We start from the raw sequence: 14,114 nt of genomic DNA on the forward strand, positions 1-14,114 counted from the left end.
AAATGAAAGACCAACCCATAGACATCAATGAATCTAGCATAAAAAAATATATAAACTCCTTACGTCCAGATGATCTTGAAATTCGTAAAAAACTCGATTTTGGATACGACTATGATGGGAAAACATTTATTCTTTATGAAATTAGACCTGTTTGGAATAATCCTGAAGAAATCCAGCATATAGAATATGCAAAAATCAGGTACTATAAATCACGGCAAGAATGGAATTTATATTGGATGAGGGCCAGTCTAAAATGGGAACTTTACCAACCTTTTCCTAAAGCTACACATATAGAAAAAATGATTACGTGTATAGAAGAAGATCAAAACGGATGCTTTTATGGCTAAAATGAATTCAAAAATAATTAAAGAAATTGCAGGAAGTTTAGACTGCGGGGAAGATTGTTATTTAAATCGAAAAACAGGGGAACTAATTTGTATTCCAAATTTTTCTAATTTTGGATATGATGAAGACTTTGAAGCCGTTTTTGAAGATGACACAAAAAAAGTAGCTCAGCATCCAAAAGATTTTATCAAATTTGAGGTGTTGGAAAGTTTTGAATCGTTTAAAATTATGGAATCCTTTGTGGAAAGCATTACCGAAAATCAATTCAGATTAGACTTAGAGCGTATATTACAGAGGAAGAAACCCTTCCAAAATTTTAAACATGCGGTAGAATCTTCTAAACACCGACAAGTATGGTTTGATTTTAAACGAAAGGAACTAGAAAAAATCGTTGGAGACCAATTTGAACGTGAGTTTTTGAAAGACTCCTAAAAACAAATCCTTGCTTATACCTATTTTATCTTAAAATAGAATTGGTATTACTTGAAACAAAAACGAGTTTTTAAAAGCTTTCTTTTATAAAGAAATTTCAGGCAAGAATTACAAGAACGGCGATAACAACCTGAAACATTTTTCAATCAGATGAGCGAATTTAGAACGTCCTAGCCATTCTTCCGGGCTGATGAGGCTTGCGTTTTCTAAATCTTCAAAGAACAGCGCTTTTAGCTCTATATTTAACTTCCGACTGTACACCATCGCATTGGCTTCAAAGTTTAAATCGAAGCTGCGGTAATCCATATTGGCCGAGCCTACAATGGCTAGATCATTATCTATACACAGGGTTTTAGCATGAACAAATCCCTTTTGATATAGGTAAATTTCTACTCCGTATTTTAATAGCTCGGTATAATATGAATGTGCGGCTAGATTCACCATTTTAGAATCTGATTTTCCAGGTACTAAAATTTTGACTTCTATTCCCTTTTGTGCTGCGATTACCAAAGCATCCATCAAGCTATCTCCTGGAATAAAGTAAGGAGACGTAATGTAAATGCATTTTTGTGCCGCGCTAATCGCTTCAATCAAGGCGAAATATATGACTGGCATATCAGAATCTGGTCCAGAAGAAGCCATTTGTACAACATCCTCTTGGTAATTAGTATCTAATTGCGGACTAAGAAAATAAGACTGAGGCTGAGTTATAGGTTGTCCGCTACAAAAATTCCAATCGCTTATAAAGGAATACTGATAGAAAAAACTAGCCGTACCTTTTATCTTCAAATGCGTATCACGCCAAAACAAAGCATCTTTAGCATGTGCATCATTTCGGTAGCGATCACTCACATTAATTCCACCTACAAAGGAAGTATCTCCGTCAATGATGACTATTTTACGGTGATTTCGGTAATTGATTCTATTGGCGAAAGCATACCAGATAATCTCATAAAAAGGAGCGATATGCACTCCGGCTTCCTCTAACCCTTGTTTAAATGATTTTCCTAAGCTATGGCTTCCAAAATCATCATACATAAAGCGTACTTCTACTCCTTCTTGCGCTTTTCTTTTTAAAACCTCTGCTACTTGTTGACCGGTGAAATCGTCTTCATAAATATAATATTGAATATGAATATGTTTCTCTGCTTTTTCTAAAGCTTCTAAAAGAACGGGGAATTTATGTTCTCCATTAGCCAATAACTCTACCTTATTATTTGCGGTAAGTGTACTCTGACCGGCTTTCGCTAAAAAATTGACCAGATTAGTATGCTGCGGAGCCACTAGATCACTTTGCAGAATTCCTTTGTGGTACTGTAATAATTTTTGCTCCACCTGCTTTAGTAAAGCTACATCCTGAATAATTTTCTTAGAATATATTTTTCGTTTCCGATAATTCACTCCGAAAGAAAAATAAAAGAAAATACCGAAAATAGGAACAAATACTACCAACAAAATATAGGCTAGGGTCTTAGAAAAGTTTCTAGTATCATAGATAACCCGAAGAACCACCAAGATGGTTATCAGCACATAAATGATTTGTAAGATTAGAATATAGTTCATGGACTACTAGTGTTTTTCAAATCAATATCTTTGTGGCAAGACGCAAGCTATTAAATGTACAGGATTTAATTTACCTAGGAGTTACTTGAGGTTTCTTTTTCTTTTCGCGAATTAGATAAATACCGATTAATATAAGCACGGCACCAATTAAGTACCAAAAATTAAATTTCTCTCCATCTAAAACACCCCAGATTACTGCTACTATTGGTAATAAATAAGAAACGGTACTCGCAAAAACTGCTGAAGTATCCTGAATCAGTTTATAAAATAAAGCGATTCCTATAGCCGTACCGAAGATACTAAGTACCCCCATATAGCCTAAAGCTTCTATAGATTGATCATTAATAGGAGTACTAAAAAATCCAGAGAAAATTAAAATGAAAAAGGAAGGAATCATCCAAATACTAAACACACTACTGGAAATGTGAATGGATTTTACCTCTTGTAGTTTCAGCTTAATGATAAGCGCTGAAACCGCATAAGATGCCGAAGCCAAGACCATAAGCAAAGTATATCCCAGCTGAGTTTCTTCGGTATTCATTTCTGAAAAGTATAATAAAGTTACCGCTCCAAAAAAACCGATGATCGCGCCTATAATTTGTGTAAATTTACTTTTGATACCAAATAACATAAAGCCTAATACCAAAACAAAAATAGGCTCTAAACTATTAATAATTCCTGCTAAAGAACTGCTTACTTTGGTTTGCGCAATGGGAAATAAAAACATGGGTAAAAAGTTACCGAAAAATCCAGCTGCTGCAATCCATAAAGCATCTCTCATTTTCATTTTCAGCAAAGCAGGAATCCCTATAAAAGAAAGAATAATTCCGGATAAGCCTACGCGAAAAGCGCCAATTTCATAAGGAGAAAAAACCGTAAGAGACTTTTTAATTAGAATAAAAGAACTCCCCCAGGTGATGGCCATTATGATGAGTAAGAACCACTTGTTTTTAAAAAGAGTAAGCATAGCAAGTTATTATCCTTAAGGAAAATTAAAACCCACAAAGCTACTACTTAAATTCAGAATGAGAGAGTAGGAACCCATTTATTAACACGTTTTTATACTCGTATTAATGAATAAGGTTGATGTCTAAATGAAGACTTTCTTGGAAAGAAAATTCACAATCCTTAAAAGAAGGAGCCGAGAATTTAGGTTTAAAATTAGTAGAGAACCCATAAGGCTCTTTAGGAACTCCTATGAAGTTACGGTTGCACTTGGTATCTCCATTTTCATCGTGATAAAGAGAGATTGCATAGTTCCCCTTCAATAAGTCTGGAATTTTTATACTGGCTTTTTTATTTTTGACAGGGATACGATATGTTTTAAGAGCTTCTCCTTCTTCTAAAAAACCTTCTTGTTTATTGTAAAGTCCCATTTCTATAAACCCAACATCTTTTTCAATTCCATGTATTTCTATAAACAATTCTGGGCTTGGGTTTGCAGGTTGGTTTAAAACCACTAAAAGCAAAAGAGATATTAAATAATGCATAGGTTTATTTTTTACTAAGTTAAACATTTATTATGCCATAAAGTAATACGGGAAGATATCTATTTTTTATATTTTCAAAAAAATTACAAAAAAAACCGATCAATACAAATCAAGTCTTTACACTCTCATTCTCAGTATATTCATCGGTTAAATTTTATGGCTTGAGGGTTTTATTCCTCGCCTGGTACAAGTTCTTCTACCTCTTCATTAAAAGCTAAATAACGTTCTTTACTATCATCCAGCTCATCCATCCAATCGGTGTGATGTTCCTTGGCTTTGGTACCAGTTACCACACTTGTATAGGTTTTATCTCTATAGGTAAGAATATTGTCTTCCTTATCTTGTAACCATTCTTTAAACATTTCGCCTACTTTATCTAAGTTGAACTCAGGATAGTCTGAAAGCGCAATTAGATCTTTAATGTAATCGGTTTGAAAGTCTACACTATCTAAAGAATCTTTAATGGCATCATGGCGTTCTAACCATTTGCGAATATCTTCTTTACGTTTCTTTTTTGAAGGAAGTTTAAAACGACCCATCATATAATCCCTTGCCAACCATGCTTGCGTATCAAACATATTAAAGGTATAGTATTGATCTTGCATTCCTAAATAAATAAGTTGCGGTAGCTCATTAAAAAAGATTCCTTTGTACAAATAATTTGGATAAAGATTATTTTTCGTTTTTAAACGTAACTCGTCTGGTAAAAACGGAAATTTATGCTGATACCCTGTACACATCACTACGGCATCAAAACTTTCTGAAGTCCCATCAGTGAAATGCGCTGTGGCACCATCAAAATGTGTTAATAAGGGCACTTCTTTAATTCCTTTTGGCCAGTCTACCCCAATCGGATTGCTTCGGTAACTTAAGGTTACTGATTTGGCACCGTGTTTATAACATTGTACGCCAATATCTTCTGCGGAATAACTACTTCCTATTAATAATAATTTTTGATTTTTAAATTGATCGGCACCACGAAAATCGTGTGCGTGCATTACTCCGCCGGGAAAATTTTCAATGCCTTCAAAAAATGGCATATTGGGCGTGGAGAAGTGCCCTGAAGCAACAATTAAATAATCAAACTCTTCCTCATACGTTCTATCCTCTTTTAAGTTATCGAGAATAAGATTAAATTTTTTCGATTCTTCATCAAAACTTACCCAACGTGCCGTCGTATCAAAACGAATATAATCGCGAGCATTACTTTTATTAATTCTTCCTTGTATATAATCAAACAAAACTGGCCTTGGGGGATATGAGGAAATAGGCTTTTTGAAGTGTTCATCAAATGAATAGTCTGAAAACTCTAAACATTCTTTTGGTCCGTTAGACCATAAGTACTTATACATACTTCCGTGAACAGGCTCGCCATACTTTCCTACTCCAGTTCTCCAGGAATAGTTCCACATTCCTCCCCAATCGCTCTGTTTTTCAAAACAAACAATTTCGGGAGATTCTATACCTTGTTTTTCTAATGCTTCAAATGCTCTAAGTTGTGCCAATCCACTAGGACCTGCGCCAATAATGGCTACACGTTTATTCTTTGTGTTCATATTCATATATACGTAAAAATTTAACTGCCCCAAAAAAGGGCATGGTATTCATAATTCTTTTAAAATTTTGAGAAATTCGATTGAAAAATAGAAATTCTGCTATAAACCTGAAATTTTATAGAAAGAATGGTATTAGTAATAAATCTCAAACCGAATGCTCGTAATATAAGGAAAACAATAGCTTAAACCAAGCAAAACGACTTGTTTGTTAGGGTTTTAGGCAAGTTTTATGCCTCTTTTCACAATTCATCTGTAATTTTTGGTGTAAAGCAATTCAGAAAGTGAAGATTGCTCTAGCCTGAGAGCTTTAATAAGAATTTCACCATTTAAGCCAGTAACAAGTAAGCTAAAAATATGAGAATAAGCAAGCAGGATAGTACGCATCAAAAAAGCACATCTGCTCCTCCATTTCTAAAAGAATAGAAGAGTTTTAAAAGCATAACGAAGCAATTCCGTTAACGGAAAAAAATATACTAAATAACCAAATACCAGAAATTTTAGTTGGCTACGAACTGCTTTAATACGCCCACCACATAATCTAATTCCTCTTTCGTATTGAAACTAGAAAAAGAAAACCTAACGGAAGGTTTGCCTAAATCTTCTTTGGATAAAATGGCATTTAAGACGTGAGATCCTTTGTCGCTACCACTTTGGCAGGCACTTCCTTTAGAGCAAGCAATACCATTAAGATCTAATTGAAACAATAACATCGCTGCTTTATCATTTGATACGGGCAAACAAACATTAACAAGCGTGTACGTACTGTCCACCAAATCTGAACAGCCTCCATTAAATTTCACTCCTGGAATTTTCTTTTCCAGTTGCTCCATAAAATACGTTTTTAAATCTTCGGTGTAAGGCTTTTCTTTTCTTAAATTGTCATAAGACATTTGTAAAGCTTCGGCAAGACCTACGATATTATGGACACTTTCAGTTCCTGCACGGTAACCTCTCTCCTGCTCTCCTCCAAAGATTAAAGGTTTAAGTCCGCTATTTTTCTTCACATAAGCGAAACCAACTCCTTTTGGTCCGTGAAACTTATGCGCGCTTACCGCGGTAAAATCTACCGGTGTATTTTGCAAGTCCATCTCAAAGTGACCTATAGATTGTACGGTATCGCTATGAAATAGAGCGCCGTTTTCATGACATAAATCCCCTACTTTATGCAGGTCTAAAATATTACCTACCTCATTATTAACGTGCATTAGACTCACTAATGTTTTATCTTCACTCGCCTTTAAAAGCGAAGTAAGATGATCTAAATCTATGCTTCCACATTCTTTTAAATCTACATATTCTACCACAATGTCATAACATTTTTGCAGTTGATTTACCGTGTACAATACAGCGTGGTGTTCTATTTTTGAAGTGATAATTCTTTTTACTCCTAAATCTCTTACGGCGCTATTTAAAGCTAGGTTATCTGCTTCTGTTCCGCCAGAAGTAAATACAATTTCAGCCGCAGTAACGTTTAAATATTTAGCTACTGTTTTACGAGCATTTTCAATATATGATTTTGCCGATCGTCCAAAAGCATGCGTTGAGGAAGGATTACCAAAACTCTCTTTCATCACTTCGGTCATCTTTTCAATCACTTCTGGTCTCATCTGAGTGGTAGCGGCACTATCTAAATATACTTTTTTCATAAAATGGGTCTTGAAATTGTTTTGCAAAACTAATCATTTTAAATTATTTTTTTATAATCTTAGGGCTAAATTGATGATTAGATTATTTTTGTGGAAAATTGAGAATTATGAAAAAAGTATTATGGTTTGGTATCGTGTTGATTAGCTTATTCTCTTCTTGTGATGATGGCGATCTTATTGTTACCAATTTTGATTTTGATGAAGACACAAGCTTGCAGTTTTGCTCTACGGAAACAGAAACCGTGATTTTTGCAATTGAAACAGATCCCAATGAAACCATATTCTTTAAATTTAATAATGGTAGTTTTGAGGGAAGCTTTGAAGGCATCGCTCTAGATACTACGGTTTCTTATAATGTAAACGATGACAACCAAATTATATACCGCAGCTTAAGTGGTTCTATTACCGCCAATTATTTTTGCAACACCATCCCACCTACCCAAAGCAATGTAAATGAAGAATATATTTCTACCAATGGGGGTACTGTAAAGATCATCACGACCGTAAAATTACCCGGCGATGATGATGCCGATACCGATGGGGATGGCGTGAGCGATTTGTTGGAAGGGAGGTATGAAACTCCGCCAACAGATACCGACGAAGATGGAATTCCAGATTATTTAGATAAAGATGACGATAACGACAATGTACTAACCCAGGTGGAAAACAACCTTTCTAACCAACCTATGTTTGAAGACACGTATCCTGATACCGATGAAGATGGAATCCCAAACTATTTGGATGAAGATGATGACGGAGACGGAGTTTTAACCAGAAATGAAGACCTTAATGCAGCCGATAACGTGACCGCAGAAAATCCTGATTTTGAGTTAAACCCCTCTGATGATGACACCAACCAAAATGGAATCCCTAATTATTTGGATGAAGAAGATACAAGCTCTTTGGAAGTGAATCAATTTAAAGCGAATGAGTTATCAAGAACTTTCACCACCTTGGTGATTGCAGAAAATATTTCCTTAAGAAACACGAGTAATGATGAAGTAATTACTTTAGAAACTTTAATCTTAGGAAAGTTACAAGTTACCAAAACGGTAAGTGTAACCGCACCCATAGAGTAAATCTTAACTCTGCGTTATAAAAACCTCTGTAGCGCCGTATCCATATTTTCTTGGATCGGCTTCATAATAATTGATTTGCTCATACCTGCCAAATAAAGTTTCCAGTTCGGCTTTTAAAACACCTTCTCCTACGCCGTGAATAAAAACTAGCTTTTGAATGCGGTTTCTTATGGCGTGTTCTAGCCTATGCCTAGCGGTATCCATTTGAATGTTGAGCATATCAAAATTATCTAGATGCCTTCTATCGGTCAGTTTTTCAATATGTAAGTCTATTTCTATGGCAGGAATCCCTTTTTCTCGTTTTTTTCTAACATTCTTAGACTTTTTAATCGTCAGTTTTTCCTTTAAGGCATTCTTGATATCTTCTTCCTTTACGGAAATTTCATCGGTACCTGTTTTTACAACTTCCGAGACATCGAAACTCATCACAAAACCATCATCGGTTTCCAAAAAAATGGTTTCGTGTTCTATATTCTGAACAAATCCCGCAATGGCTTCATCTAACACTTCTACCCAATCTCCTACCTTAATCATGCTCTTCTTCTTTATTATCTTTAGACTTAATACCTGTACTTATACCATATAACCCAAACATCAGAATTACGATTCCTAATACTTTTAAAAATAAAAGTTCTTCTTCTTGCGTCATATCATAGATTAACATGACTGCTCCTAATAGGATACAAAAATAACTCAATCGTTGGAAATTAGACTTGGACATAAGCTGAAAACTGGACATAAACAAAGGATAAAGATAATTTTTTTATTCAGGTTTATTTTATATAATTTGTAGAAAAGTATTATTTTTGAACAAATTGATGATTATGAGACACATAACTTCTTTTATGGATCTTGTTTTACTTCAACCACTTTTGTTTGTTATGGCTTATTTGTTCTAATAAGACGGATAAAAAGTAGTAACTCCTGTAAATTATAATAGTTGCTAGGTAGAGATTAAATTAAGAAACTCGAGAGTAAGCTTTCTGGAGGATTAAAAATAGTAGTTAAACGATTAAAGTAAAAGGTTTTTCAACCTAAATAAATTATTATTATTATTATTATTATTATTATGGAAGAATATATGCTTCCCTGTATTACGAAACAAATCTTTCACTTTCCCTGCCCTGGCTGCGGAGTTCAAAGAGCTTTTTTGATGCTTATACAAGCCGATTTTAAAGAAGCTTTCCTCATGTATCCCGCTATTTACCCCTTAGTTTTATTTGCTTTATTGATTTTTATCAATTACCTAAAACCTTTCAAAGAGTATAGTAAAACGGTTTCTTATGTAGCTTCTATTTCTGTTTTCTCTGTTTTAATTAGTTACGGAATTAAAATATTTCATTAATTTTTTTATCTTTAAAGACTAATTTAAACCAAATCAAAATGAATCAAAAACTACCAAATGCAACGCTTGCACTCGTTTTAGCGATTATATCGTATGTCGCATGTTGCCTTAGCTACGGGATTGGAGGAATCGTACTTTCTATTATTGCCTTAGTATTAGCCAATAAAGACCGTAAAACTTATTTACTAAAACCCGAAAATTATGACAATTACAGCCAAGTAAAAACAGCGAGAATTTTAGCGATTATAGCTTTAGTATTATCTGTGTTAATCATTGTTTCATCACTTGGAGCTCTGCTGTTCTTCGGAAGTATAGAAGGGTTACAAAACTGGGCCGAAGATATCCAAAGACAACAAATACAAGCCGCTCAATAATAGTATTTTAGCTATTTAGTGTCGCGCATATAATTTGTTTCTTTTTCGCCCACATTTCAATATAAAATGAAACCGTAGCTAAGGCTATGCTTTAATTTTCTATTTCATTTGGACTTAAAATAATTCAAATTAAGAATACAACTTTAAATAATTAAATTGGTGTAAGCGACTTCTTTTGATATAAATAAAAAACTCCGAAACTTTCGTTTCGGAGTTTTTTTTGTATTTAAATCTGAAGATGAATCACTTAAATCTTACCTTCAAAAGTGCTAAGCGTTTTGGTGATGATAGAAACACAATCCATCAATTGATCTTTTGTAATCACTAATGGTGGTGCAAAACGAATGATGTTACCATGCGTTGGTTTTGCTAACAATCCATTTTCTTTTAATGCCATACAAATGTCCCAAGCCGTTGAGCTATCTTCACTATCATTAATTACAATAGCGTTTAATAGACCTTTTCCTCTTACCAGGTTAACGACCTTAGACGACTCAATGAATTTATTCATTTCATCTCTAAACAACTGACCCATTTTCTCGGCGTTATCGGCTAGGTTTTCATCTTTAATAACTTCTAAGGCTGCAATCGCAACTTCACAAGCAACAGGATTTCCACCAAAGGTAGAACCGTGCTGTCCTGGTTGAATCACATCCATCACTTCATTATTTGCCAATACTGCAGACACAGGATAAACTCCGCCAGAAATAGCTTTTCCAAGCGTTACAATATCTGGTTTTACATTTTCATGATCTACGGCCAATAACTTTCCTGTTCTAGCAATACCCGTTTGGATTTCATCAGCAATAAAAAGTACATTATGCTTTTCACACAATGCTTTTGCTTTTTTCAAGTAGCCTTCAGAAGGAACAAAAACTCCTGCTTCTCCCTGAATAGGTTCTACTAAAAATCCTGCGATATTTTTATTTTCATTTAAGGTTTTCTCTAATGCCTCTAGATCATCATAAGCTACTTTTAAAAATCCTGGAGTATAAGGACCAAAGTGTTTACGTGCACCTTCGTCATTACTAAAAGAGATTACGGTTGTGGTACGCCCATGAAAGTTATTTTCAGCAACAATAATTTGTGCTTCATTTTCTTTAATTCCTTTTCTCTCATACGCCCATTTTCTACAAATCTTAATGGCCGTTTCTACTGCTTCTGCTCCCGTATTCATAGGAAGCAACTTATCGAAACCAAAATACTCGGTCGCAAATTTCTCGTATTTCCCTAAAACATCATTATAAAAAGCTCGAGAGGTTAAGGTTAAAGTTTCTGCCTGTTTTGTCATCGCACCTACAATTCTTGGGTGACAATGTCCTTGATTTACCGCCGAATAAGCCGAAAGGAAATCATAGTATTTTTTATCTTCTACATCCCAAACAAAAACACCATCTCCTTTTTTTAATACTACAGGTAAAGGGTGGTAATTATGAGCTCCGTGTTTATCTTCTAGAGCAATGGCTTCTTTTGATGATTTAATTTCTACAACTGACATGCTTAATTTTTTTTCAATTTTAACTTCTTCGATTCCTGCTTAATGGAGAGAAATCACCCATTTTCTTCAAGTTTGCAAAATACTAAATGTTTAGCACAATTGTCAACTTCAACTTCATAAATTCTTCCTATTTTTGCCCTATGGCAAGAAGAAAACAAACCAAAGTATCCTTTGAAGCATTAGAGGTTATCGATGCTGGCGCAAAAGGAAAAGCAATAGCAAAAGCTCCAGACGGCAGAGTCGTATTTATAGACAATGCAGTACCAGGCGACGTTGCAGATGTGCAAACCACTCAAAAGAGAAAATCTTACTATAAAGCTAGCGCTACTCATTTCCACACCCTATCTGATAGAAGAACAGAGCCTGTTTGCCAGCATTTTGGCACTTGTGGCGGTTGTAAATGGCAAAATATGGAATATGATTCTCAGCTTTATTTTAAGCAAAAAGAAGTGGAGAGCAACTTAATACGATTGGGGAAAATAGAACTTCCAGAAATCACTCCCATTTTAGGCAGCAAAGAAATTTACTTCTATAGAAATAAAATGGAATTTTCCTTTAGCGATAGCCGATGGTTAACCTTAGACGAGATTAAAGGTGATATCCATATTACAGATAAAAATGCACTCGGTTTTCATATTCCCGGGATGTGGGATAAAATTCTAGACATCAAAAAATGTCATTTACAAGAAGATCCTAGTAACGCCTTAAGAAACGAAATTAGAGATTTTGCGACGGCAGAAAACATTCCGTTTTTTAACGCCAGAAAGCAAGAAGGACTTTTGCGTACCTTAATGATAAGAACCTCTTCTACGGGAGAAATTATGGTCTTGTTGCAGTTCTTTTATGAAGATAAAGCCAAAAGAGAACTCTTGCTTAATTTTATTGCAGAGCGTTTTCCCGAAGTCACTTCTCTACTCTATGTGGTGAATGAAAAAGGAAACGATACCATCTACGATCAAGAAGTGGTTTGCTTTAAAGGAAGAGACCATATTTTTGAAGAGATGGAAGGTTTAAAGTTTAAGATTAATGCCAAATCTTTCTACCAAACCAATTCCGCACAAGCCTATGAATTGTATAAAATCACTAGAGCTTTCGCCGATTTAAGCGGAGATGAATTGGTCTACGATTTATATACAGGAACGGGAACTATCGCTCAATTTGTAGCTAAAAAAGCCAAAAAAGTGATTGGTGTAGAAGCCGTACCGGAAGCAATTGAAGATGCTAAGAAAAATGCCGAGTCTAACCATATTACCAACACCGAGTTTTTTGTTGGCGACATGAAAAAAGTCTTTACGCAAGATTTTATCAACACTCACGGTCATCCAGATGTCATTATCACCGATCCTCCAAGAGACGGGATGCATAAAGATGTAGTAGCCCAAATCATCAACATTTTGCCAAAACGCATTGTATATGTAAGTTGTAATTCGGCTACACAAGCACGGGATTTGTCTTTATTAGATGAACATTACAAAGTGACCAAAACTCAAGCGGTAGACATGTTTCCGCAAACACATCACGTAGAAAATGTAGTTTGCTTAGAACTAAGATCATGATAAAAAACACTGCGCTCCTACTAGTAATTAGTTTGCTGTTTCTTTCTGGATGTCAGAAAGATGATATTTGTCCGGAGTCGACTAACACGACTCCGCATTTAGTGATTAAGTTTTTGGATAGTGAAAATCCCTTAAACATTAAAGAAGTCACTAATTTACAAGTGAAAGAGGAAAATTCGATGAAAGATTATTTTGAAACTCCAGTTTCAGATAGCCTCATTAAAATTCCGTTAAGAACAACAGAGAATTTCACCAATTATATCTTTACCTTAAACACTCCTCTAGATCCCGATGCCGAGATTGGAGCAAACGACCCGCTTCCCAATGAAGACCAACTCCACTTTAATTACGGTACTTTAGTGGAATATGTAGGACGGGCTTGTGGCTATAAAACCGAGTTTGTAGCTTTTGAAGCCAATAGAGTAAATGAAGAAGACGACACCAACTGGATCAAGAGCATAGAAGTGCTACAACCTAATGACATTACCAATGAATTTGACACACATCTCTATATTTATCATTAGTTTCTTGGGGGTTTCTTTGGGTTCTTTGCAGGCTCAAAATTCAGCTACTCAAGATTCTACTGTCATTAAAGAAAAGTTTGGAATACGCGTGGGCGCCGACCTCAGCAAAGCCATCACCAGTATCATCGATGAAGATTATAAAGGTTTTGAAATCTTGGGCGATTACCGTGTGTATAAAAATTATTACGCTGCCGCGGAAATAGGCATCGAAGAGAAACATTATACAGAACCTTACCTTGATGGAACTGCCAATGGTTCTTACATAAAAATTGGTGCCAATTACAATGCGTATAAAAATTGGCTCGACATGCAAAACGAGATTTTTGTAGGCGTTCGTTATGGTTTTGCTAGCTTTTCTCAGACTTTGAATAAGTTTGCCATCTATTCCAACGACAGTTATTTTCCGGTAGACATTAGAGAAACCAACCAAGAGTTTAAATCTTTAAACGCAAGCTGGGGAGAAGTACAAGGCGGACTAAAAACCGAGGTCTTAAATAACTTATTTTTAAGCGTACACGTACAATTGAAGATTATGATTAGCGATAAGAAACCAGATAATTTTGACAACCTCTATATCCCGGGGTTTCATAGAACCTACGGCGGAAGCTCAATTGGTGTGGGTTGGGGTTATTCTCTTTCTTATCTTATTCCTGTAGTAAAGAAGGCTAAAGTGCTGAGAAAACCAGAATAATTTTTTTTTCTTTAC

At 35.1% G+C, this 14,114-nt stretch carries 16 protein-coding genes; 8 read left to right on the forward strand and 8 right to left on the reverse strand.

What is annotated here, in order from left to right; all coding sequences use genetic code 11:
- Nucleotides 1-2: 2 nt before the first annotated feature.
- Nucleotides 3-347: a DUF3024 domain-containing protein gene (locus RBU60_RS07445; protein ID WP_308864132.1), complete on the forward strand. Its 345-nt coding sequence runs from the start codon at nt 3-5 to the stop codon at nt 345-347.
- Complete coding sequence (locus tag RBU60_RS07450; RefSeq protein ID WP_308864134.1) at nt 340-777, forward strand: UPF0158 family protein; 438 nt, start codon at nt 340-342, stop codon at nt 775-777. Before RBU60_RS07445 ends, RBU60_RS07450 begins: the two co-directional genes overlap by 8 nt.
- 108 nt (nt 778-885) lie before the next feature.
- Here the strand turns inward: RBU60_RS07450 and cls are convergent, their stop codons facing one another.
- From cls to RBU60_RS07475, 5 genes are all read right to left on the reverse strand, one after another.
- Nucleotides 886-2,340: a cardiolipin synthase gene (gene cls, locus RBU60_RS07455; RefSeq protein ID WP_308864135.1), complete on the reverse strand. Its 1,455-nt coding sequence runs from the start codon at nt 2,338-2,340 to the stop codon at nt 886-888.
- Between the two features lie 70 nt (nt 2,341-2,410).
- Nucleotides 2,411-3,307: a DMT family transporter gene (locus tag RBU60_RS07460; RefSeq protein ID WP_308864136.1), complete on the reverse strand. Its 897-nt coding sequence runs from the start codon at nt 3,305-3,307 to the stop codon at nt 2,411-2,413.
- 103 nt (nt 3,308-3,410) lie between these two features.
- Entirely contained in the window at nt 3,411-3,830 is a 420-nt protein-coding gene (locus RBU60_RS07465) for a DUF2141 domain-containing protein (RefSeq protein ID WP_308864137.1), read from the reverse strand.
- 170 nt (nt 3,831-4,000) lie between these two features.
- Nucleotides 4,001-5,392, reverse strand: a complete 1,392-nt coding sequence (locus tag RBU60_RS07470) for an NAD(P)/FAD-dependent oxidoreductase (RefSeq protein ID WP_308864138.1) — start codon at nt 5,390-5,392, stop codon at nt 4,001-4,003.
- A 491-nt stretch (nt 5,393-5,883) separates the two neighbouring features.
- Complete coding sequence (locus tag RBU60_RS07475) at nt 5,884-7,032, reverse strand: cysteine desulfurase family protein (RefSeq protein ID WP_308864140.1); 1,149 nt, start codon at nt 7,030-7,032, stop codon at nt 5,884-5,886.
- Nucleotides 7,033-7,139: 107 nt separating this feature from the next.
- On the opposite strand from RBU60_RS07475, the gene RBU60_RS07480 reads away from it, so the two are divergent.
- Nucleotides 7,140-8,111 carry a hypothetical protein gene (locus RBU60_RS07480; protein ID WP_308864141.1) on the forward strand — a complete coding sequence of 324 codons (972 nt, stop codon included), beginning with the start codon at nt 7,140-7,142 and terminating at the stop codon, nt 8,109-8,111.
- 3 nt (nt 8,112-8,114) lie between these two features.
- Here the strand turns inward: RBU60_RS07480 and RBU60_RS07485 are convergent, their stop codons facing one another.
- Complete coding sequence (locus RBU60_RS07485; RefSeq protein ID WP_308864143.1) at nt 8,115-8,645, reverse strand: Smr/MutS family protein; 531 nt, start codon at nt 8,643-8,645, stop codon at nt 8,115-8,117.
- On the reverse strand, nt 8,638-8,760 hold the full coding sequence (locus tag RBU60_RS07490; protein ID WP_308864144.1) for a hypothetical protein: 123 nt from the start codon (nt 8,758-8,760) through the stop codon (nt 8,638-8,640). Before RBU60_RS07490 ends, RBU60_RS07485 begins: the two co-directional genes overlap by 8 nt.
- Before the next feature lie 420 nt (nt 8,761-9,180).
- Here RBU60_RS07490 and RBU60_RS07495 point away from each other — a divergent pair, with 420 nt between their 5' ends.
- Nucleotides 9,181-9,456: a DUF2752 domain-containing protein gene (locus RBU60_RS07495; RefSeq protein WP_308864146.1), complete on the forward strand. Its 276-nt coding sequence runs from the start codon at nt 9,181-9,183 to the stop codon at nt 9,454-9,456.
- Nucleotides 9,457-9,494: 38 nt separating this feature from the next.
- Nucleotides 9,495-9,830 carry a CCC motif membrane protein gene (locus RBU60_RS07500; protein ID WP_308864148.1) on the forward strand — a complete coding sequence of 112 codons (336 nt, stop codon included), beginning with the start codon at nt 9,495-9,497 and terminating at the stop codon, nt 9,828-9,830.
- Nucleotides 9,831-10,077: 247 nt separating this feature from the next.
- Here RBU60_RS07500 and rocD read toward each other — a convergent pair whose 3' ends face one another.
- Nucleotides 10,078-11,328, reverse strand: a complete 1,251-nt coding sequence (gene rocD / locus RBU60_RS07505; protein ID WP_308864149.1) for an ornithine--oxo-acid transaminase — start codon at nt 11,326-11,328, stop codon at nt 10,078-10,080.
- A gap of 140 nt (nt 11,329-11,468) precedes the next feature.
- Between rocD and rlmD the strand changes: the two genes are divergently transcribed.
- The 3 genes from rlmD to RBU60_RS07520 are packed head-to-tail and all read left to right on the forward strand — an operon-like array spanning nt 11,469 to nt 14,099.
- Nucleotides 11,469-12,884, forward strand: a complete 1,416-nt coding sequence (rlmD, locus tag RBU60_RS07510; RefSeq protein WP_308864150.1) for a 23S rRNA (uracil(1939)-C(5))-methyltransferase RlmD — start codon at nt 11,469-11,471, stop codon at nt 12,882-12,884.
- Nucleotides 12,881-13,408 (forward strand): DUF6452 family protein, encoded by a 528-nt coding sequence (locus RBU60_RS07515; RefSeq protein WP_308864151.1) that lies wholly within the window; start codon nt 12,881-12,883, stop codon nt 13,406-13,408. Before rlmD ends, RBU60_RS07515 begins: the two co-directional genes overlap by 4 nt.
- Entirely contained in the window at nt 13,374-14,099 is a 726-nt protein-coding gene (locus RBU60_RS07520; RefSeq protein ID WP_308864153.1) for a DUF6048 family protein, read from the forward strand. The genes RBU60_RS07515 and RBU60_RS07520 overlap by 35 nt, the downstream gene beginning before the upstream one ends.
- The last annotated feature ends 15 nt before the right edge of the window (nt 14,100-14,114 follow it).

The sequence above is a fragment of the Mesonia profundi genome, assembly GCF_031085155.1.
GTDB classification, from domain to species: Bacteria; Bacteroidota; Bacteroidia; order Flavobacteriales; family Flavobacteriaceae; genus Mesonia; species Mesonia profundi.

Bases quoted from the DNA above. Each gene is read 5' to 3' on its own strand.
- RBU60_RS07470 (WP_308864138.1), bottom strand. From the start codon at position 5,392: ATGAATATGAACACAAAGAATAAACGTGTAGCCATTATTGGCGCAGGT.
- RBU60_RS07500 (WP_308864148.1), top strand. From the start codon at position 9,495: ATGAATCAAAAACTACCAAATGCAACGCTTGCACTCGTTTTAGCGATT.
- RBU60_RS07480 (WP_308864141.1), top strand. From the start codon at position 7,140: ATGAAAAAAGTATTATGGTTTGGTATCGTGTTGATTAGCTTATTCTCT.
- RBU60_RS07520 (WP_308864153.1), top strand. From the start codon at position 13,374: ATGAATTTGACACACATCTCTATATTTATCATTAGTTTCTTGGGGGTT.
- RBU60_RS07450 (WP_308864134.1), top strand. From the start codon at position 340: ATGGCTAAAATGAATTCAAAAATAATTAAAGAAATTGCAGGAAGTTTA.
- RBU60_RS07495 (WP_308864146.1), top strand. From the start codon at position 9,181: ATGGAAGAATATATGCTTCCCTGTATTACGAAACAAATCTTTCACTTT.
- RBU60_RS07490 (WP_308864144.1), bottom strand. From the start codon at position 8,760: ATGACGCAAGAAGAAGAACTTTTATTTTTAAAAGTATTAGGAATCGTA.
- RBU60_RS07460 (WP_308864136.1), bottom strand. From the start codon at position 3,307: ATGCTTACTCTTTTTAAAAACAAGTGGTTCTTACTCATCATAATGGCC.
- RBU60_RS07515 (WP_308864151.1), top strand. From the start codon at position 12,881: ATGATAAAAAACACTGCGCTCCTACTAGTAATTAGTTTGCTGTTTCTT.
- RBU60_RS07465 (WP_308864137.1), bottom strand. From the start codon at position 3,830: ATGCATTATTTAATATCTCTTTTGCTTTTAGTGGTTTTAAACCAACCT.
- rocD (WP_308864149.1), bottom strand. From the start codon at position 11,328: ATGTCAGTTGTAGAAATTAAATCATCAAAAGAAGCCATTGCTCTAGAA.
- RBU60_RS07485 (WP_308864143.1), bottom strand. From the start codon at position 8,645: ATGATTAAGGTAGGAGATTGGGTAGAAGTGTTAGATGAAGCCATTGCG.
- rlmD (WP_308864150.1), top strand. From the start codon at position 11,469: ATGGCAAGAAGAAAACAAACCAAAGTATCCTTTGAAGCATTAGAGGTT.
- cls (WP_308864135.1), bottom strand. From the start codon at position 2,340: ATGAACTATATTCTAATCTTACAAATCATTTATGTGCTGATAACCATC.
- RBU60_RS07475 (WP_308864140.1), bottom strand. From the start codon at position 7,032: ATGAAAAAAGTATATTTAGATAGTGCCGCTACCACTCAGATGAGACCA.
- RBU60_RS07445 (WP_308864132.1), top strand. From the start codon at position 3: ATGAAAGACCAACCCATAGACATCAATGAATCTAGCATAAAAAAATAT.